Here is an 18,899-nt window from a genome sequence, read left to right on the forward strand (position 1 = left end):
GGCGTCTCGGCGCCCGCCCGCCCGAATGAACCGAAACCTGCCGGATGGGCGCTAACGGTCGCTCGCGACGTTTTATCAAAGCCGGCGTAGGGGTTGAGTTCGCGCCGGGCGATAGATATGTCAGGCCAAACCTTTCAGGCTAGCGACATATGGCGCCACGTATTGCAGTTCTTGGATGCGGTTACTGGGGGAGCAACCACATCCGGACTCTCAAGAAGCTCGGCGTCCTTCATGCCGTCTCGGACGCCAACGGCGCGCGTGCCGAAGGGTTCGCGACCGAGCAGGAATGCCTGGCCATCGCGCCGGACGCACTCCACCGGCGCAATGATATCGACGCAGTGGTTCTGGCGCTGCCGCCGCAATACCACGCCGAGTTCGCCGAACGGCTGGTGGAGGCGGGCAAGGACGTGCTTGTTGAAAAGCCGATCGCGCTGACCGTCGCCGATGCCGAGCGCACGGTCGCCGCGGCGCGGGCGCATGACCGCGTCTTCATGGTCGGCCATGTGCTGCGTTTCCATCCCGCCTTCGAAACCCTCAAGGCGCTGATCGACAATGGCGAACTGGGCGAGGTTAGATATATCCACTCGCACCGGCTCGGCCTGGGAAAGTTCCACACCGAAAACGACGCGCTGTGGGATCTCGCTCCGCATGATTTGTCGATGATCTTGGCCATCACCGGTACCGCGCCGCTGGAAGTGCGCGGGGAAGGTGCGGCGATCCTCGACAATCTGAGCGATTTCGCTCATTTGCATATGCTTTTTCCCGGCGGCGTGCGCGGTCATTTGTTCACGTCGCGGCTCAATCCCTATCGGGAAAGGCGGCTGACGGTTGTCGGCACCAAGGCGATGGCGGTGTTCGACGATGTCGAACCCTGGGAACGTAAGCTCGCCGTCTATCGCCACGCGGTCTGGCAGGATTCCGGCCAATGGGCGTTCACGGCCAACGAGCCGGCATATGTCGAGGTACAGCAGGGCATGCCGCTCACCCGCGAGCTGGAACATTTCCTCGATTGTCTCGAAACGCGCTCCGAGCCGCGCACCACTGGCGAGGAAGCGGTCACGGTTTTGAAAATCCTGACCGCCGGAACCGTCATTCACGACTGATCACGACAGGGCGGGCGTCGCCTGCCCGCCGCTTCAGCCCAGTGCCTGCACGGTGCGCAAGCGCGCCAGGGCGGCTTCGGCGTCGTCTGCGCGGCGCGAACGCTCGATGAAACCGCCGCCGAACACCCGCGCCTCGTCGCCGGGGTCGGAATAGAGCACGCAGGCTTGGCCCGGTGCCACGCCGGTTTCGCCGTCGAGAAGCTCCACGCTCGCCGCGCCGTCGCGCCAGCGCAGGATGGCCGGTCCCGGCGGCCGCGTCGAGCGCACCCGGGCAAACACCTCCATCCCCTCGACCGGCAGGGACTGGGGCGTGCCGTCGCCTAGCCAGTTGAAATCGCGTAGCGTCACCTGGCGGGTTTCGAGCGCCTCGCGCGGCCCGACAATGACACGAGCGGCCTTCGCGTCCAGTTCGACGACGTAAAGCGGCTCGGCGGCCGCGATGCCGATGCCGCGGCGTTGTCCGATCGTGTAGTTGACGATGCCGTGGTGGCGGCCAAGCGTGCGTCCGTCGATATGGACGATGTCGCCGGGCGTGGCCGCTTCCGGCTTCAGCCGGGTGATGATGTCGGCATAACGCCCCTGCGGCACGAAGCAGATGTCCTGGCTGTCCTGCTTGCCCGACACGCTGAGCCCCATCTCGTCGGCCATCGCGCGCACCGCGTTCTTGGCCATCCCGCCGAGCGGAAATCGCAGATAGTCGATCTGCTCCTGCGTCGTGGCGAACAAAAAATAGCTCTGATCGCGGTCGGCGTCGGCTGGCCGGTACAGCGCCCTGTGTACGCCTAGGGCGCGCGAGCGGATGTAATGTCCCGTGGCGAGCGCGTCCGCGCCGAGCTCGCGCGCGGTCGCCAGAAGGTCGGCGAACTTGACCGTCTGGTTGCAGGCCACGCAGGGGATCGGCGTTTCGCCGGACAGGTAGCTGTCCGCGAAGGGTGCGATCACGGCCTCGCGAAAACGCTTCTCGTAGTTGAGCACATAGTGCGGGATGTCGAGCGTCGCCGCAACGCGGCGCGCATCCTCGATATCGCGCCCGGCGCAGCACGAGCCGGCCCGGTGCGCGGCCTCGCCATGATCGTAGAGTTGCAGAGTGATGCCGATCACGTCGTAGTCTTCGCGCTTCAAGAGCCCGGCGACGACGGAGGAATCGACGCCGCCCGACATCGCCACGACGACGCGTGTGTCCTGCGGGCGGCCCGGAAGGTCGAGGCTGTTCATGATCGGTATGGCTCGTCGTTCGAAGTCTCGGCGGTAATGCCAACACACATAAGATAGGTCAAGCGGACGGCCACCGCCAGTTGGCGGCAGGTTCGGTCGGACAATCTCGATCGCGTCCGCCGGAGGGGTCGCGATCGCTCAAGTTTTATCCAGTCTCGTTTCGCAACAAGACGGTGTGGAACGTTTAGCGCTTTTTTAAAGCTGTGGGATTAGTCTGGAAAAGATTGGTGTTTGAGTGAGTAGTTCAGAGAGTGCAATGACCGATCTGGTTAGACCTCGCGTTAAGTACGTTATTGGGCCAGACGGCAGCCCGCTCACTATTGCCGACCTGCCGCCTTCGAACACAAGGCGCTGGGTGATCCGCCGCAAGGCGGAGGTGGTGGCGGCGGTTCGCGGTGGCTTGCTCAGCCTCGACGAGGCCTGTCAGCGCTATACGCTGACCGTCGAGGAATTCCTATCCTGGCAAGCCTCGATCGACGAATACGGCCTGGCCGGCTTGCGCACCACTCGCATCCAGCAATATCGCCATTAGATCGGTTACGGCCGGCGGCGCACAAGCGCCGCTGCCGTCGCAGTCAATATTGCCGAGACAGCGAAAAACCATAGGCCGGGCTGCGCGGCGGCCGCGGCCAGGCCGCTGGTCTTGGCGGCGAAAATCACCAGGGCGACGAGCACCACATCCAGCATCGACCAATTGGACAGGGCCGACAGCCAGCGCGGCAGTGCCCGGTGCGCACCGTCGCCGGCATAGGCCGCGACATGCAGCAGCCCGAGTTTCAATGTCGGAAACGCGATCGAAAACAGTCCGACGAGCAGCGCCAGCAAGCGGTCGCCGGTGATCCACAGGCCGACAACCAAGCCGACGAGAGACGGTTCCTCGGTGAACACCAGCAGCCGTTCGACGCGCAGCAATGGCAGGGCGATCCCGAACGCAAAACTCGAGGTTGCGACAAACAGCAGGGCGGGCAGGAGATAATGCATCCCGGCCCTATAATGCAGCGATGTTCGCAAGGGGAGTCGCGTCCTGCGCCGAGACTGGACGCAATCCGACTTTTTCGCGCGATCGGGGAAAAATGTCCGCCCACCGGGCGGATAGAAAAGCGTGGCGGTTTTGGTGTAGGGATCAGCCGACGATGGCGCGGCGGAGTTCGCTCTCGGCCTCGCGCACGCGCGCGTCGCGGGTCTCGAGTTGTTCGGCCTTGGCGAGTTCGGCTTCCGCTTCCGCCAACACCGCCTCGGCATTGGCCTTTTGCTCGATCAGGTCGAGCCGCGAATTGTTGAGATTGTCCCGACGCTGGCGTGCCGCCTTGGCGAAGGTCGGATAGGCGAAATGTGACGTGTCGGTGATGCCGGACTTTTTTTCCTCATGCAGGATCTGGGCGTCCAGTTCGGCTGCCATGCGGTCGAAATCGGCGATCATCGCATCGAGCTGAGCCAATTGCCGGCGGGCCTCACTGACCTTGAATTGCTTCAGCCGGACCAGGTTTCCACGTGACTTCATTACCCACACTCCACAATACGCTACTCACGATCGCGCACACCGAACTCGCAGCGCGATCCCCCGGTCGCGGTTACCGTTACAGATATCCTCAACTTTCTCTGTCGCGGTAACCATTCGTTTACGGGCACCGTTAATCATAGTGGTGAGGGCTTAAGGCCCGGTAAAGAAACCCGGTCCGCCGGAGACGAAACCGGCAAGCTGAGTCCCGCGAATCGGTTGTGCCGGTTTCCTAAACCAGGACATTAACGAGTGTGTTTGAAGATTCATGTGTGGATTCAAGAAGGTGACAAAACGTGCTCGACGTTTGGCCTGCGCTTGCCAGACTGAATCAGATTTTGTTAACCATTTGCTGGCAGCCTCCGATTCACGTAATGGCTGCTCCCGGGACGGTCGAGCCGCGACGGCGGTCGGGCGGCAGAGAAGGGGAATGAAATGCGCGTCCTTTTGATCGAAGACGATGGTGCCACGGCGCAGAGCATCGAGTTGATGCTCAAGTCGGAGAGCTTCAATGTCTACACCACCGATCTCGGTGAAGAAGGTGTCGACCTTGGCAAACTCTACGACTACGACATCATCCTGCTCGACCTCAACCTGCCCGACATGTCCGGCTATGAGGTCTTGCGCACGCTGCGGCTTTCCAAGGTCAAGACGCCGATCCTCATCCTGTCGGGCCTAGCCGGCATCGAGGACAAGGTTCGCGGCCTCGGTTTCGGGGCCGACGACTATATGACCAAGCCGTTTCACAAGGATGAGCTCGTCGCGCGCATCCACGCCATTGTGCGGCGCTCGAAGGGACATGCCCAGTCCGTCATCACCACCGGCGACCTGATCGTCAACCTCGACGCCAAGACGGTGGAGGTCGGCGGCCAGCGTGTTCATCTGACGGGCAAGGAATATCAGATGCTGGAGCTTCTTTCCCTGCGCAAGGGCACGACGCTCACCAAGGAGATGTTCCTCAACCATCTTTACGGCGGTATGGATGAGCCGGAGTTGAAGATCATCGACGTCTTCATCTGCAAGTTACGCAAGAAGCTCGACGCCGCGTCCGGCGGCCAGAATTTCATCGAGACCGTCTGGGGCCGGGGCTACGTGTTGCGTGAGCCCGAGGAAGTTCGCGCCAGCGCCTGACCGACGGGCCTTTACGAACCGATGCGATGCCCGGCTCCGCCGGGCATTTTTCCGTCTGGGGCCGCTCGCGTTGGATGCTATCGTCCGACCTTGGACTTTCGTGGCCTCAGTGGCGTCGCGCCCGGATCGCGGGTGCCGACACCGCGTCGCGGCGCGCTCCTGGTCAGACCGCGAAATCCCGTCGGTCACAAGATTCCATTTAGCGACGAACGGCTCGAAAGCAGGTCTCCCGAAAGTGAGCCGGTTTCGGGATCGAGACCTGCTTTGGCGACCGGAGCCGGCTTATGCGGCTTCCTGCAATTCGCGAAAACGCTCGACGAGCTGGGCGCGGTTGAAGGGCTTGAACATATAGCCGTTCGCTCCGGCGCGTTTGGCACGCATGATGGTGCCGATGTCGAATTCCAGGATCGAGATCAGGATGCGCACGTTCTTGCCCGAGGGCAAAGCCTTGACATCACGAATGAAATCGCTCGAGGCCATGTCGGGCAATACGCAGTCGACGATGATCGTGTCGGGCATTTGCGCGGCGCACATGGCCAGGGCGTCGGTGCCGTTGGAGGCTTCCACGACAACGGTGTCCTGGCTTCCCAAAATTCGGTTGACGACCTTCCTGATAATGCTCGAGTCGTCGATGATCATGCAGCGTTTCATCGTCCCAATCCCTGATCGCGGCCCAAAATGCCGGCAGCCCGGCTACCCCGACTGCATCCTAGACCGGGATCGTAAAGGAATTGGCCTAGCCGAAACCTAAAATTTGAACGGCCGCCGGGATCGGGCGCGGCGGCTATCGCGGCGCGAGCGGCGGCCGGTTAGGTGACCGTCAGCGTCACGTCGTCGGCGGTGGCGTGGATAGCGATCGTCATGCCGGCCTCGCGCGCCAGCAGCAAGGTATAATACGGTTGCACGGCATGGGCGTCGATCGGTTCCTCCGGCTTCGAGCCCGAATGCATTTCGAGAAATTTGGGCGGAACGCGAACCATCGGCCCGGTCGCCTTGATTGTGAAACGGGGGCTCGTTTCGAGATCGGCCAGATCGACAGCCAGGCGTCCGCCGCGCGGGATGGCACCAGCCGCGACCATGACAAGGTTCAACAGCAGCTTGACCTTGTTTTTGGGCAGCAGCGCGCGCGCGCCGTTCCATTCGAGTTCGGGTTTTTCGCTGGCGAAAAGCGCGGCCGCGACCGAGGCCGCGTCGCCGGTGTCGATCTGCATGCCCGCCGATCCCGCCGCGCCGAAGGCGATGCGCGCATATTGCAGCCGAGCCGAGGCGGTGCGGGCGCTCTGGCGGATGAGAGCCATGGCGTCCTCGTCGGCCCCGCCTTCGTCAAGCAGTTCCAAGCCGTTATTGATGGCGCCGACCGGCGAGATGATGTCATGACAGACGCGGCTGCACAAAAGAGCGGCCAGGTCGGGAGCGGAAAGTGTGAACAGTTCGGACATTTACCGTTTCTCCTCGCGCAAACGGAACGCCGCGGCTCAACGCCTCGGCCCCGCCTGAAATAACGCCCTTTTCGGCAACCGGATGCTCGGCGCGAATCACCGGTTCCATACCGGCCAGTTTCGTTACACATGGCCGCGGTCGCTGCAACAAAGGTGGCTCGCGCTCGCGCATGTTCCGGCCTTTGAAGCGCCATCTTCGTTCGGTTAGTTGACGCTTGGAAAACGTTTGGTAACCAGGTTCCGTCAATTATGACGCTCGTCACCCCATGGTGTTTCGACCGTCCAAGCGCCAGCGTGCGGCCGGCACTTCGTCGCCCGGCATTACGTTGGCGGAAACACTCCTCCACGCCGCTCCGCAAGGGAGACCGATTTGATTTTTTTGCAAAAGCCCCGGACGACGGTCCGGCAAATCTTCGCCGCGACGTTTCTCGCCGTCGCCGCGCTGGTGATGGTGCAGTCGCCGGGCGTGGCAGCGGAGGAAGGTTATACGGCCCAGGAAATCGTTGATTCGGGTCATCGTTTCTTCGGTGCGACCTCGGGTGGCCTCGCCACCGTGATCGAGAAGATTTTTTCCGCCTACGGCACGCCCAATGGCTATATCCTCGGCGAGGAAGGCTCGGGCGCCATCGTCGGCGGGCTGACTTACGGCGAAGGAAACCTCTACACCAAGAATGCCGGCGACCATCCGGTGTTCTGGCAAGGACCCTCGATCGGCTGGGATTTCGGCGGCCAGGGCTCGCGCACCATGATGCTGGTCTACGACCTCCAGACCGTCGACGCCCTTTTCCGCCGTTTCATCGGCGTGGCCGGTTCGGCCTATGTCGTGGCGGGCGCGGGCTTCAACGTCCTCAAGCATGGCGATATGTTGCTGATCCCGGTTCGCACCGGCGTCGGCGCCAGGCTTGGCGTCAATATCGGTTATCTCAAACTCACCCAGCGTGCGACCTGGAACCCGTTCTGAGCCCGGCAGGTGCCTGCGACAGGTGGCCTGCTGCCGGTTTTTCGAACACACGGGCAAGCTAGCGTTGGAGTTGCGAGTTATATCTACGACATGGGTGACAACCTCATGCCGAACGGGTTGTCGATGGTCTGCAAGGGCCTCTGCTCCAGGTCGAAATATCCCAGATCGTGGTCCATGACGCTACCGAGCCAAATGTGGTCGTCGGTCTGTTTGATGCCGACGGTCCGTCCGGCGAACACCTGACTGAGGTTGATCCTCTGGCGCTAATAGCCAATGCGGCCGAAGCCGGCACGAGATGGGCCCAAGCGTATACGGCGGCGCTCGGGTCGATATCGACCGCTTTGCGTCGAAAACAACCCCACTCCCGCCCACCGCGGCTGTGTCATATGCGCCTCCCTGCCTGGATCAGCGGTCGGCCTTGGACTTGTGGGGTGCGGCGAGCCTAGCGGCGACGATGTTCAAGGCATCGAGTTTCTCCTCGGCCGAATTGCCGGAATAGGCCCGGTCCAGGGTTCCAATGATGTCGGTGAACTGGATGTATTCCTCGGTCGCCAACTCCACTGACAGAGGCTGGTCGTCATAGGATTCCACGAAACGCTGGGCGGCGTGGAAGATCAGCAGCAGCGCCGCCGCGTTTTCGGGTTCGTCCGCGATGCGCATGCGTGCGGCGCGGCCGCAAGCATCATAGGCCCGTACCCCTCTTCCCGCTTCGTTCAGCCCTTTTGCGAGCGATTCAAACATCGTGCACTCCTTGGAAGTCTAGCGCGGCCGTTCGCAGAGGCCGCTTTGATTGACCGACCATGCCACCGGACGGGCGAAAAACACCAGCATCTCGGTCATCGCTGCCCGCCGGACAGTTAATGGGCAGAGCTCAGGCGCGGGTCGTCCCGTCCCTGGCCTTGCATATCCCGTCACGATGAAACCCGACTTGTTTGGCCCTCGACGCTCCAGCGGATTGGAACAAACGGATCGAACACGGTATCGACGAAGACCGCCTCGCGGTCGAAAATATCCACCTCCGGCTCTGTGACCTCGCAATGAATGCAGAACGGCATCCCGATCTCGGCCATCTTTTCCAGCATCGGAAAGACTTTTTCGATGCCGCGCACGCCGCTTTGGGAATTGGTCGTCGCGTCTGCCGGGTAAAGCTTGACCGCACTGGCCGGCCCGGCGCGAAATCCGACCTCCACATCGAGAAGGTCGGTACCTTCGGTCAGATAAAGCGTCATCAGCGGCACAAAGGAGGCGTCCTCCGGCAAGGCCGCCAGAATCCGGTCCCGATATGCGCCGGCTTGCCGGGAGGTGACGATCGGGGGCACGAGGTTGGGCATAATGGTCGCTTGCCCGAAATGCGCCAAGCTTAATAGCAAGACGCTTGCCAGAATGTCGTCGTCGCGTAGGGACAGGTCCCAGTCGTCGGATCTGCGCAGTGTCAACCTGATCATCGCCGATCCTCGAGGAATCCATAGAGGATATCGGTCGCGGCGACGAAGTCGGACAGGTCCATTGCCTCGCGCGGATTGTGCGAGCCGTTGCGGTTGCGCACGAAGACCATGGCGGAGGGCACACCGGCACTCGCGAAGACTGCCGCGTCGTGTCCACCGCCGCTCGCCATGACAAACGGTTTCTGACCGGCACGTTGCATTGCGGCCTGGAGTTGGGCGACAAGCGCGGCGTCGCATTGCGCGGGGCGGGAACAAAGCTCCTCGTCCATTTCGAAACGGACCTTGCGCTCGCGCTCGACCTGGCGCATCTCCCGGTCCAGAAGTGCACGCATCTCATCCAGCGTCGCGGCGCTCTGGCTGCGAATGTCGAGGCTGAACGTGACCGTGTCGGGAATGCGCGACATGGCGTGCTTTTCCGGATCGGTGCCAACGATGCCGCTGGTGAGAACCAGGTCGTCGCCCTTTCCCAGGATGGTCGACCAGCTTTCGTCGAGCCGGCTCAGAAGATCGGCCATGGCCAGCACCGGATCGCGGCGAAAGGCGCGCGGCACGGCGCCCGAATGCCCGGCCTCGCCGACACACCGGATGGCGCGGTGACGGATATTGCCGCGAATCCCGGAAACCACAGCGGCCGGAATCTGCTTGCCGATCAGCAACGGTCCCTGCTCGATGTGAAGCTCGAGATAGGTCTCGATTTTCGACAAATCGATCAACGGCCGGCCGGCGCGGACATCCTCCATCGCGATCCCGGCGTCGCTCATATGGTCGTCGAGCGTGCGACCGTCGCGCTTGTGCCGAGCCTCAAGCTCGGCGGGCGCGAGGCGGCCGGTAAGCGCCTTGGAACCGATATAGCAAGGGCCGAACCAGGCGCTTTCCTCGCCGCGCAGCGCAAGCACGTGGACTGGGCGCAACGTCCCGGCTCCCCGGCGCCTGGCTCTCGTCAGGCAGATGAGGCCGGCGACAATACCGGCGAGCCCGTCGAAATTGCCGCCGAACGGTACGCTGTCGACGTGGGAGCCGACGATTATGAAGCGATCGGCGGCGCGGTGCTCGGGCAGGCGGAAATTGGCATTGCGGCCGGCATCGTACCAGACGTCGAGACCCTGCTTGCGCGCGAACGCCTCGAGGAATTGCAATGTCTGGGTCTCGATGTCGGAAAAAGCCGGCCGGCTGACGCCTTCGATGTCGGCCGTGCGCGCCGCGATTTCCTCGAACAGATGGCGCGCAATCCCGATGTCGTCGCTGTCGTCCTTGGCAACGATCCGCTCGACGGCGCTCATGGCGCCGCTTCCATGAAAACGACGGCGGCCTTTTGCTCGCCGTCGGCCACGGTGCCGATCAGGTCGCGGACCGACGCGATCCGCTCCACCTCGAGACGGCGCTCGAGATCGGCGATGATCGTCACCATGGCGGTGGGATTGATGAATGTCGCCGTGCCCACCTGGACGGCCGTCGCGCCGGCAATGAGGAATTCGAGCACATCGTCGCTTGTCGCGATACCGCCGCAGCCGATGACGGGGATCCGGGTCGCCTTGGCGCATTGATAGGCCATGCGAAGCGCGATCGGTTTCAGGGACGGGCCTGACAGACCACCCATCAGATTGCCGAGCTTGGGACGGCGGGTGCGCACGTCGATCGCCATTGCAAGCAGCGTATTGGCCACCACCAGGGCGTCGGCGCCGCCTTCCTCGGCCGCGCGCGCCACTTCGGAGGTTTCGCCGGTATTGGGGGTAAGTTTCGCCCACAGCGGCAGATGGGTTGCCTTCCTCAATTCGCGCATCACCGCGTAGGTCGAGGAGGGTCGGATCGCGAACGCCTTGCCGTCCTCTTCGATGTTCGGGCACGACACATTGACCTCGATCGCGTCGACGCCCTCGACAGTGACCTCACGGCACAGCGTGGCGAATTCTTCGGTGGTGTTGCCGGAAATGCTCGCGACCAGCGGCGTGTCGTAGGCTCGGTAGAACGGTACCGTCTTCTTCAGAAAATCCGCCACGCCCTTGCTTGGAATCCCGATCGAGTTGAGCATCGAGCCGTCGACCTCGCACACGCGCGGGGTCGGATTGCCGTCGCGGCGGCCGCGCGTGATCGTCTTGGTGACATGGGCGCCAAGGCATTCGATGTCGAAGAGTTCGGCGAGATCCTCCGAAAACGTCCCGGAAGCCGGCATGACCGGGTTCTTGAGGCGCATGCCGGCAATGTCGACGGAGAGATCTACCACGGCATCGCCTCCTGCAGATCGAAAACGGGCCCCTCCCGGCAGACACGAAGCTGCACCAGTGCGCCGGCCTTACGGAACGGCCGCACGCAACAATGGCACATGCCTAGGCCGCAGGCCATTTGCTGCTCCAGCGCGGTTTCTCCAGGAATGTGGTAGCGTTGCCCGAGCGCCTGCAACAGGGTGAGCATGCGGTTGGACCCGCACGTGTAAAACGCATCCACGCCGCGTCCGGCGACAAGTCTCTTGATGATTTTTTCCACATTCCCCATCTCCGACGTGCCGTCGGCGTCGGTGACGGTTATGATCTCGGCGCCCATCTCGGCGAAATAGTCGAGCGACATCAAAACGTCGTGGCTGCGCGCGCTGCAGATCGCGGTGAGGTGTCGGCCGCGGTTCCTGGCCTCCAGCGCCAGCGGCGCCAGTGTGGCAAGCCCGACGCCGCGCGCGACCAGAACCAGATTTCGCCAGTCGTCCTCGATACGGAAGCCCACCCCGAGCGGTCCGAGAACGTTGAGGCTGTCGCCGGTGCAAAGCTTTGACAGCGCGCGCGTTCCCGCACCGGTGACTTTGTACAAAAAATGGAGCTCGCCCTGTTTGGGAAAGAAGCCGTAAATGCTCATCGGCCGGCGCAGATAGGGTTTGTCTTCACCCGAAGCGGGACACAACAGATGGAAGAACTGGCCTGCACGGCAGCGTTCCAGAAGGTGCGAAGGCGCGGCAAGCGCGAGACGCACATATTCGCCGTTCACCGGTTCGTTGAAGACGACGGAAAGGTCCCGCTCGAACACGGATGGCGGTCTGGCCTTGGCGCGGACCGTGGAAAGGGACGTCAAGGTGCCCATCATCCGAACACCAAGGTGGGCAGGAAGGTCGATATCGGCGGGATATAGGTAATCGCCATCAGTGCGATCAGATTGGCGATCACGAAAGGCCAGATCCCGGCGATGATTGTCATGACCGGCTTGCCGAGCGTCGAGGACGCCACGAACAGGTCGAGACCGAAGGGAGGCGTTATCATCCCGACCGAAATATTGAGCGTGACGATCATGCCGAAATGTATCGGGTCGATGCCCATCGCTGTCGCCACCGGAAAAAGCGGCGGTACGAGGATGAGCAACGCCGAGTTCGGATCGATGAACATGCCTGCGATCAGAAAGGCGACATTGACGACCAGGAGGAACATCACCGGGCCGGCATCGGCGGCCGACAGAAAGGCCAGAATCTGATTGGGCACCTGCGCCAGAGTTATGAAATAGGACAACAGTCCACCCAGCGCGAGAAGCACGAAGATCGTCGCCGTCGAAATCGCCGCCCGTTCGGTAACGGCAATCAGGCGCCGCAATGTGAGGGTGCGAAACACCAGGGCTTCGACAAAGACCGCATAAACGACGCTGGCGGCGGCAGCCTCCGTGGGAGTAAGATAGCCGGTGTAGATCCCGCCCAGGATGATGAACGGCATGCCCAGCGCCCAACCGGCGTGACGTATGGCGGCGAACTTTTCGCGCCAGTTCTTGCGTGGACCGGTTTCGACGCCGCTGCGTCGCGCCTCGACCGCGACCAGCACGGCGAAGACCAGGCCGAGCACAATGCCGGCGGCGATCCCGGCGACAAACAGGCGCGCGACCGAGGCCCCGGTCATCCAGCCATAGATGATGAAGGTGATGGAAGGCGGGATCAGCAGAGCGGTCTCTGCGCTCGAGGCGATCAGGCCGAGCGAGAACTTCTCGCTGAAACCGGCGCCGCGCATTTGCGGAAAAACCATCCGTCCCATCGCCGCCACCGTGGCCGGCGCGGAGCCTGAAACCGAGCCGAACGCCATCGAGCCGCCGATCACGGAGTAGCCGATGCCGCCCTTGCGGTGTCCCACCAGCGACATGACCAGTCCGGTCAGTCGGCGCGCGATCTGACCGTCGCCCATCAGTTCGGCGGCCAGAATGAAAAACGGTATTGCCAGGAGCGTGGAATGATTGATGCCGCCTACAACCTTCTGCACGATCACCGGATCGGGCAGTGAGCCGTAGAAGAATTGTTTGATCATCAGTGTCGGCACGCCGAGCACGAGAAACATCTCGAAGCCGCTGACGAGCAACAGCACGGCGACCGCGACGATTATCGCCAACAAAATCATGCTTCGTCTGCCGCCTGTGTGTCGAAGCGATCGATTCCGCCCAAAAGGCTTAGGAGGAAGCGCAGGGCCAGAAGACTGAATCCGATCATCGGCGCGACGTAGATCCAGCCCATCGGCAGCCCAAGGGTCGGGCTTCGCTGGTCAGTGGCGAACACGAAACCGCTCATTTTGTAGCCCAGCCAAACGAGATAGACGCAAAATACCAGTCCGGTCGCATCGATGATGCGCCGCACGGGCAGGTGCAAGGCCCGGCCTATCCCGTCCCGCCACGTATCCACTGCGACATGACGGCCATATTCGAGCGCCAGGCCGAGAGCCAGGAAGACGAGATAGATGTTCATCAGTCGAACGGCTTCCTCGATCCAGGCCAGGTCGGACGCCAGCATGCTGCCCGAGGCGCGCACGACGACATTGACGAAATAAAGTCCGACCATCGCCAGAAAGATCGTCACCAACAATATCCGCTCTACGCCGCGTAGAATCGAAAGCGCTTTTTGCATGCCGTGCTCCCGGGTTTCGAACCGACCGGCGGCCGGTCGGGCGGGCAGCGGCGATGCTTCGCCTTGCCCGCCCCATACCGCGATCCCTATTCGGCGACCGCCGCGTACTCTTTCTCGTAAAGCTCGATCAGCTTCTCGCCGTCGTCGCCGGCACGATCGAGATAGGCCTGCCGGGTCACGGGATACATGGTCTCGCGAAACAGCGCCTTTTCCTCCGCCGACATCTCGCGCACGTCGACACCGGCCGCCTTGATCTCTTCCAGCGAGGCCGCGACGGCGGCGCTCTTGTGCGCGATCAACTCCGGAATGATTTCGGCGAAGGTGTCCGTGATGATCGTCCGATATTCGGCGGGCAGGCCGTCCCAGAACGCCGGATTGAACAGGATCACGTCTTCCATCGCCCCGTGATTCGACACGAGCAGATATTTCTGGACCTCGTAGAATTTCATCGCCCGGATCGTGTCGAGCGGGTTTTCCTGCGCATCGACGACGCCGGTCTGCAAGGCGGTGTAGAGTTCGCCGAACGGCAGCGCGATCGCCGAAGCGCCCAGCGATTTGTACTGCTCGATGAGGATATTGGAATCCATCACCCGGAATTTCTGGCCGGCAAAATCGGCCATGCCGGCGAGCGGTTTGTTGGACGTCATGTTCTTCCTGCCGTTCGGCCACAGCATCAGGCATTTGACACCGCGGTTGTCGAAGGATTCGCACAACGCCTTTCCGAACGGACCCGCGCGCAGCGTCTGTGCGTCCTCGTCGCTTTCGGGCAGCAGATAGGGGATATCGAGAACCGAAATGGCGGGATTGAAGCCGCCGAGAAACGCTGCCGGAGCGACGGTCGCCTCGAGTGTGCCAAGCTGGACGCCTTCGGTCATCTCGCGCTGCTGACCGAGCTGACCCTGGGGGAATATCTGGAATTCGACCGCGCCATTGGTCCGTTCGGAAACCATGGCGGCGACTTTTTCCAGATGGATGTGGCGTGATTGCTGGGTCGATTCCAGATGACCGATCTTGGCCACAAAATCCGCCGCCCAGGCGCTGTTGGCACCAAGGGCGAGTGTGGCCGACAAGGCCAGGCTATGGAGTATTTGTTTCACGGTTCCACCTCTGTTCGTTGTTGCTAGCGCGGCGGACGGAAGCGTACGAAGTGGTGCAGAGGCTGTCAAACATATTCTCAAAAATGAGACGAACGACCATTTTGTCTATTAATTGGTTGTCATTTGCCGATCTGAGCCAAATGATTGACAATTGACATTTTCTGAACCGATAAAGGTTCATCGGAAGCAGCCGCGAGATATGACATGAAGGCGCCGCACAGCGACTCTATGCGGTTCAGCGATATCGGTGCCCGCTTGCGCGCTCACCGCCTTGGCAAGGGGTTCACGCCCGACACGCTGGCCGGCAAGCTCGGTATTTCGCGCGCTGCTCTCTACAGGGCCGAAAAAGGCGAAATCCGCAAGATAGAAATGCTGACCAGCATAGCCAATGAGCTTGGCGTGTCGCTGACCAGTCTGATGGGCGTCGGCGTCGAGTATGTCAGCACGGCCATCGGCTTCTTCGAACGCATGCGCCAACTCGAGGAGGAATGCCAGCAGATCATCGGGCTTTTTAGCCCGGTTTCATACTTGCTGACCTCGGATTCGTATGATGGCGTGCTGCGGGAGGTACTGCGCGAATCGATCCCGGACGGAACTGAAAATGCCGGTGCTTCCGCCAATGCCGTCGATGGCCTGATTGAGATATTGCGGGCGCGCAAAAAGGCTTTTCAGCTTCGGCGGCCGTTGATCGTCAGCCTGATCGCATCCGCGGATCTTGAACGATTTCTGCTCCATGGCCTTATCGGCCGGCACGACCTGGCGCCCGAGACGATCCATCGGCGCAGGCTGATGGCGCGCCGTGAAACCGAGTACATTTTGTCGTTGTTGCGCGATCAGCCCATCGGCATCCAGATAGGTATCGTGCGCGAGCCGGTTCCCGCGACCAGTTTCCAGATATTCCGGCAGGTCGATCGCTCGATCCTGGCCATCAGCCCTTTCCGGCTGGGCGAGCAGCCCAATATCAGGGTTGGCGTGGCGCTCATCACATCCGCTCCCGAGGCGATGACCCTGCACGAAGGTATTGCTGAACGGCTCTGGGCCGAAGCGCTAAAGGGAGGCGAAGCGGTCTCCTATCTGGAAACGATGATCAAGAAATACGCGGTCCCGGATTGAATGATCCTCGGACGGGAGCGACGTCTTGGACGCCGGACGATGCCCTCGTTTCCAAGCGCTCGACCATCGCGCGACAGGCAAGAATAGTTGCATCATACATCCGTGTTGGGCCGTGCCTGATATGACGGCCAACACGGATGCGTTGATCGCGAACGGAATAGACTCCGAATTGACTGGAAGGGGACCTAGGGTAGCGGACCCGGACGTCGTAGAGTCCGGCCGCACCAACCCACGATCAAGGAGGCATCGCAGTGACGATCCGCAATCTCGAGCACGCCGTTCATCCCAAATCGCTCGCGGTCGTCGGCGCCTCGGTCCGCGAGGGTTCGGTCGGCCGCGTGGTGATGCAAAACATCGTCGATGCCGGCTTCGAGGGCGAGATCTGGCCGGTCAATCCGAAATATGACGAGGTCGCGGGCCGTCGCTGTTATGCCGGCGTCTCCGACCTGCCCGGCATTCCCGACCTCGGTGTCATCGCGACACCGCCGGCAACCGTGCCAAGCATCATCGGCCAACTGGGCGACAAAGGCACGCGGGCCGCGGTGGTCATCACGGCCGGGCTGACGCGTGAGAACGGCTTGCGCCAGGCCATGCTTGAAGCCGCCCGCCCGCATCTCTTCCGCATCATCGGGCCGAATACGCTCGGGCTGATGATCCCGCCGGTCAAACTCAATGCCGGCTTTGCGCATATGGCGGCCAAGCCCGGCAACATAGCGCTGTTGTCGCAATCGGGCGCTATCGCCACCTCTTTGATCGACTGGGCGGCGCAGAACAATCTCGGCTTTTCCCACATCGTCTCGCTGGGCGACATGGCCGACGTCGATGTCGGCGACTGGCTGGACATGCTGGCCGGCGATGCGCGCACGCGCGCGATCGTGATGTATCTCGAGACTATTCCAGATCCGCGCAAATTCATGTCGGCGGCGCGCGCGGCGGCGCGCGTCAAACCCGTGATCGCCATCAAGTCGGGCCGCCACGAGGCGGCAGCCAAGGCGGCGGCCACCCACACGGGCGCGCTGTCGGGCGCCGACCGCGTCGCGGAGGCCGCGCTGCAGCGGGCGGGCATCCTGCGCGTGAAAAGCCTGGCCGAGTTGTTCGACGCCGCCGAGACCACCGCCCGCTTCGCGCCGCTCGAGCGCGCACGGGTCGCCATCGTCACCAATGGCGGCGGCGCCGGGGTGCTGGCCGTCGATCAGCTAGTCGATTGCCGGGGCGAACTGGCCGCTCTGGAGGCCGCGACCGTCGACCGGTTGAATGCTGTCTTGCCGGCCACCTGGTCGCACGCCAATCCGGTCGACATTATCGGGGATGCTGCGGCCGAGCGTTATAGCGCGGCGGTTGCTGCCGTGGCCGCCGATCCGGGTGTCGATGCGGTGATGGTGCTCAATTGTCCGACCGGCCTGGCCTCGCCGATCGAGGCTGCTCGCGCGGTCGCCGGCCTGACGGCCGAGGGCAAGATCGACGGCAAGCCGGTGCTGACCTGCTGGCTCGGCGATCACACCGCGCGCGACGGCCGCCGCATCCTGCAGGAGGCGGGACTCGCGAGCTTTGAGACACCGGCCGCCGCCGCCACCGCGGTCTCCTATCTGAGCGACTGGTCGCGCGCCCAGCGCGCCCTGATGCGCGTGCCGTCGAGCGGTGGCGAGAATGTCGCAAAGGACGGCGACACCATCCGCGCCGTGTTCGCCGCGGTAGCCGGCGAGGGCCGGCGCATGCTGACCGAACCGGAAGCCAAAACCGTCATCGCCGCTTACGGCATTAGCGTGCCGGAGACGGTCGTGGCCGGATCGCCGGCCGAGGCCGGCGAGGCGGCGGCAAGGCTTTTGCAAAGCTCCGAAAAAGTCGTCGTGAAGCTGTTGTCGAAGGCGATCTCACACAAATCGGATGTCGGCGGTGTCGTGCTCAATTTGAGTACGGCCGAGGCTGCCGGCGAGGCGGCCGCCGAGATCGAGAGCCGCGTTCGCGCGCGCGAGCCGGAGGCCGACATCCAAGGCTACGCCGTGCAGCCGATGGTGGTGCGCAAACACGCCCAGGAACTGATTCTGGGCATGAGCCACGATCCGATCTTCGGACCGGTCGTCCTGTTCGGCGCCGGCGGCATCGCCGTCGAGGTGATGGACGACACGGCGATCGCGCTGCCGCCGCTCGACGCCGTGCTTGCCGGCGATCTGATCGATCGCACCCGCATCGGCCGTCTGCTGGCGGGCTATCGCGACCGCAAGCCGGCCGACCGCGGAGCGATCACGACGGCACTTAAGGGCCTGTCGCAACTGATCGTCGATTTTCCGTGCATCGTTTCGATCGACATCAACCCGCTTTTGGCGGACGCCGACGGCACGATTGCCCTCGATGCCCGTGTCGAGATTGATCCCGAGCGTGTGGGCGCTCCCGGCCCCAATCCGGCGCTGGCGATTAGGCCCTATCCCGACGGCTGGGAAAAGCTGATTGATGCCGGTTCGGCGCGCTACGACATTCGCCCGATCCGACCGGCCGACATCGCGCTTTACTCGGACTTTCTGGCCCGTATCGCGCCAGACGACATCCGTTTCCGGTTTCTCGCCCAGCGCAAGAACTTTCCCCACCAGATGCTGGTCCGGCTGACCCAACTCGACTACGAGCGCGAAATGGCGTTCGTTGCGCTCGACACCGCCACCGGCGAACTTGCCGGCGTCGGACGGCTGTCGACCGATCCTGACAAGCAGAAGGCGGAATATGCGCTCCTGGTGCGCACCGACCTGCAGGGACGTGGGCTCGGCTGGGCGCTCCTGGCACAACTCGTCGACTATGCCCGCTCCGAGGGGATTGGCCGCGTCGAGGGCTTCGTGCTCGCCGACAACGAAAAGATGCTGGCGCTGTGCCGCGAATTCGGCTTCTCGGTCGCACGCAGCGAAACCGAACCGAGCCTGTACGTGGCGGCGCTGGACCTGAATTAAGGCGCTTCCGTACGGCCACGAATCTCGCGGGGTGACCGCCTTTTCGCGGTCTTCGGGCCGCCGCCTATTCCTGGATGCTTGTTGTTTAGGTGACGATGTCCTTCACCTGGCGTTG

Annotated in this window: 18 protein-coding genes and 2 pseudogenes; 6 read left to right on the plus strand and 14 right to left on the minus strand. The window is 62.7% G+C overall.

The features are described from left to right. Nucleotides 1–149 precede the first annotated feature (149 nt). Nucleotides 150–1,103, plus strand: a complete 954-nt coding sequence (locus GN330_RS15140; protein ID WP_156713502.1) for a Gfo/Idh/MocA family protein — start codon at nt 150–152, stop codon at nt 1,101–1,103. A gap of 33 nt (nt 1,104–1,136) precedes the next feature. Here the strand turns inward: GN330_RS15140 and mnmA are convergent, their stop codons facing one another. Then, on the minus strand, nt 1,137–2,318 hold the full coding sequence (mnmA, locus tag GN330_RS15145) for a tRNA 2-thiouridine(34) synthase MnmA (protein WP_156713503.1): 1,182 nt from the start codon (nt 2,316–2,318) through the stop codon (nt 1,137–1,139). A 256-nt stretch (nt 2,319–2,574) separates the two neighbouring features. Here mnmA and sciP point away from each other — a divergent pair, with 256 nt between their 5' ends. After that, complete coding sequence (sciP, locus tag GN330_RS15150) at nt 2,575–2,850, plus strand: CtrA inhibitor SciP (protein ID WP_156713504.1); 276 nt, start codon at nt 2,575–2,577, stop codon at nt 2,848–2,850. A gap of 5 nt (nt 2,851–2,855) precedes the next feature. Here the strand turns inward: sciP and GN330_RS15155 are convergent, their stop codons facing one another. Both GN330_RS15155 and GN330_RS15160 read right to left on the minus strand, forming a co-directional pair. Further along, entirely contained in the window at nt 2,856–3,329 is a 474-nt protein-coding gene (locus tag GN330_RS15155; RefSeq protein WP_343040711.1) for a paraquat-inducible protein A, read from the minus strand. Between the two features lie 112 nt (nt 3,330–3,441). Beyond that, nucleotides 3,442–3,819 (minus strand): flagellar export protein FliJ, encoded by a 378-nt coding sequence (locus GN330_RS15160; RefSeq protein ID WP_156713505.1) that lies wholly within the window; start codon nt 3,817–3,819, stop codon nt 3,442–3,444. 432 nt (nt 3,820–4,251) lie between these two features. Between GN330_RS15160 and ctrA the strand changes: the two genes are divergently transcribed. Continuing rightward, on the plus strand, nt 4,252–4,947 hold the full coding sequence (ctrA, locus tag GN330_RS15165; protein WP_106572178.1) for a response regulator transcription factor CtrA: 696 nt from the start codon (nt 4,252–4,254) through the stop codon (nt 4,945–4,947). Nucleotides 4,948–5,229: 282 nt separating this feature from the next. On the opposite strand, the gene GN330_RS15170 is transcribed toward ctrA, so the two are convergent. Next, nucleotides 5,230–5,598 carry a response regulator gene (locus GN330_RS15170; RefSeq protein WP_156713506.1) on the minus strand — a complete coding sequence of 123 codons (369 nt, stop codon included), beginning with the start codon at nt 5,596–5,598 and terminating at the stop codon, nt 5,230–5,232. A gap of 158 nt (nt 5,599–5,756) precedes the next feature. Further along, a complete protein-coding gene (chpT, locus tag GN330_RS15175) occupies nt 5,757–6,386 on the minus strand; it encodes a histidine phosphotransferase ChpT (RefSeq protein ID WP_156713507.1) in 630 nt (209 codons plus the stop codon). Nucleotides 6,387–6,834: 448 nt separating this feature from the next. Between chpT and GN330_RS15180 the strand changes: the two genes are divergently transcribed. Then, nucleotides 6,835–7,347, plus strand: coding sequence for a DUF1134 domain-containing protein (locus GN330_RS15180; RefSeq protein WP_156713786.1), 513 nt, complete (start codon nt 6,835–6,837; stop codon nt 7,345–7,347). 83 nt (nt 7,348–7,430) lie between these two features. Here GN330_RS15180 and GN330_RS24230 read toward each other — a convergent pair. The 9 genes and pseudogenes from GN330_RS24230 to GN330_RS15220 form a co-directional block, all read right to left on the minus strand. Beyond that, nucleotides 7,431–7,610 (minus strand): annotated as a pseudogene (locus GN330_RS24230) (hypothetical protein); the annotation flags it as partial. Between the two features lie 142 nt (nt 7,611–7,752). Next, entirely contained in the window at nt 7,753–8,088 is a 336-nt protein-coding gene (locus GN330_RS15185) for a hypothetical protein (RefSeq protein WP_156713508.1), read from the minus strand. A 224-nt stretch (nt 8,089–8,312) separates the two neighbouring features. Further along, nucleotides 8,313–8,792, minus strand: a pseudogene (locus GN330_RS15190) (dihydroorotase); the annotation flags it as partial. Beyond that, nucleotides 8,789–10,072: a hydantoinase/carbamoylase family amidase gene (locus GN330_RS15195; RefSeq protein WP_156713510.1), complete on the minus strand. Its 1,284-nt coding sequence runs from the start codon at nt 10,070–10,072 to the stop codon at nt 8,789–8,791. The gene GN330_RS15195 and the pseudogene GN330_RS15190, both read right to left, overlap by 4 nt. Continuing rightward, a complete protein-coding gene (locus GN330_RS15200; protein ID WP_343040713.1) occupies nt 10,069–11,013 on the minus strand; it encodes a dihydroorotate dehydrogenase in 945 nt (314 codons plus the stop codon). The genes GN330_RS15195 and GN330_RS15200 overlap by 4 nt, the downstream gene beginning before the upstream one ends. After that, nucleotides 11,007–11,855, minus strand: coding sequence for a dihydroorotate dehydrogenase electron transfer subunit (locus GN330_RS15205; protein ID WP_156713788.1), 849 nt, complete (start codon nt 11,853–11,855; stop codon nt 11,007–11,009). Before GN330_RS15205 ends, GN330_RS15200 begins: the two co-directional genes overlap by 7 nt. Next, nucleotides 11,855–13,141, minus strand: coding sequence for a TRAP transporter large permease (locus GN330_RS15210; protein WP_156713511.1), 1,287 nt, complete (start codon nt 13,139–13,141; stop codon nt 11,855–11,857). Before GN330_RS15210 ends, GN330_RS15205 begins: the two co-directional genes overlap by 1 nt. Continuing rightward, nucleotides 13,138–13,641 carry a TRAP transporter small permease gene (locus GN330_RS15215; RefSeq protein ID WP_156713512.1) on the minus strand — a complete coding sequence of 168 codons (504 nt, stop codon included), beginning with the start codon at nt 13,639–13,641 and terminating at the stop codon, nt 13,138–13,140. Before GN330_RS15215 ends, GN330_RS15210 begins: the two co-directional genes overlap by 4 nt. 86 nt (nt 13,642–13,727) lie before the next feature. Further along, nucleotides 13,728–14,738, minus strand: a complete 1,011-nt coding sequence (locus GN330_RS15220; protein ID WP_343040714.1) for a TRAP transporter substrate-binding protein — start codon at nt 14,736–14,738, stop codon at nt 13,728–13,730. A 204-nt stretch (nt 14,739–14,942) separates the two neighbouring features. On the opposite strand from GN330_RS15220, the gene GN330_RS15225 reads away from it, so the two are divergent. Both GN330_RS15225 and GN330_RS15230 read left to right on the plus strand, forming a co-directional pair. Beyond that, nucleotides 14,943–15,851 carry a helix-turn-helix domain-containing protein gene (locus GN330_RS15225; protein ID WP_156713513.1) on the plus strand — a complete coding sequence of 303 codons (909 nt, stop codon included), beginning with the start codon at nt 14,943–14,945 and terminating at the stop codon, nt 15,849–15,851. 251 nt (nt 15,852–16,102) lie between these two features. Further along, nucleotides 16,103–18,784 (plus strand): bifunctional acetate--CoA ligase family protein/GNAT family N-acetyltransferase, encoded by a 2,682-nt coding sequence (locus tag GN330_RS15230; RefSeq protein WP_343040715.1) that lies wholly within the window; start codon nt 16,103–16,105, stop codon nt 18,782–18,784. Nucleotides 18,785–18,899 lie beyond the last annotated feature (115 nt).

The sequence above is a fragment of the Nitratireductor arenosus genome, assembly GCF_009742725.1.
Lineage (GTDB): Bacteria > Pseudomonadota > Alphaproteobacteria > Rhizobiales > Rhizobiaceae > Mangrovimarina > Mangrovimarina arenosa.

Bases quoted from the DNA above. Each gene is read 5' to 3' on its own strand.
- GN330_RS15140 (WP_156713502.1), top strand. From the start codon at position 150: ATGGCGCCACGTATTGCAGTTCTTGGATGCGGTTACTGGGGGAGCAAC.
- mnmA (WP_156713503.1), bottom strand. From the start codon at position 2,318: ATGAACAGCCTCGACCTTCCGGGCCGCCCGCAGGACACACGCGTCGTC.
- sciP (WP_156713504.1), top strand. From the start codon at position 2,575: ATGACCGATCTGGTTAGACCTCGCGTTAAGTACGTTATTGGGCCAGAC.
- GN330_RS15160 (WP_156713505.1), bottom strand. From the start codon at position 3,819: ATGAAGTCACGTGGAAACCTGGTCCGGCTGAAGCAATTCAAGGTCAGT.
- ctrA (WP_106572178.1), top strand. From the start codon at position 4,252: ATGCGCGTCCTTTTGATCGAAGACGATGGTGCCACGGCGCAGAGCATC.
- GN330_RS15170 (WP_156713506.1), bottom strand. From the start codon at position 5,598: ATGAAACGCTGCATGATCATCGACGACTCGAGCATTATCAGGAAGGTC.
- chpT (WP_156713507.1), bottom strand. From the start codon at position 6,386: ATGTCCGAACTGTTCACACTTTCCGCTCCCGACCTGGCCGCTCTTTTG.
- GN330_RS15180 (WP_156713786.1), top strand. From the start codon at position 6,835: ATGGTGCAGTCGCCGGGCGTGGCAGCGGAGGAAGGTTATACGGCCCAG.
- GN330_RS15185 (WP_156713508.1), bottom strand. From the start codon at position 8,088: ATGTTTGAATCGCTCGCAAAAGGGCTGAACGAAGCGGGAAGAGGGGTA.
- GN330_RS15195 (WP_156713510.1), bottom strand. From the start codon at position 10,072: ATGAGCGCCGTCGAGCGGATCGTTGCCAAGGACGACAGCGACGACATC.
- GN330_RS15205 (WP_156713788.1), bottom strand. From the start codon at position 11,855: ATGGGCACCTTGACGTCCCTTTCCACGGTCCGCGCCAAGGCCAGACCG.
- GN330_RS15210 (WP_156713511.1), bottom strand. From the start codon at position 13,141: ATGATTTTGTTGGCGATAATCGTCGCGGTCGCCGTGCTGTTGCTCGTC.
- GN330_RS15215 (WP_156713512.1), bottom strand. From the start codon at position 13,641: ATGCAAAAAGCGCTTTCGATTCTACGCGGCGTAGAGCGGATATTGTTG.
- GN330_RS15225 (WP_156713513.1), top strand. From the start codon at position 14,943: ATGAAGGCGCCGCACAGCGACTCTATGCGGTTCAGCGATATCGGTGCC.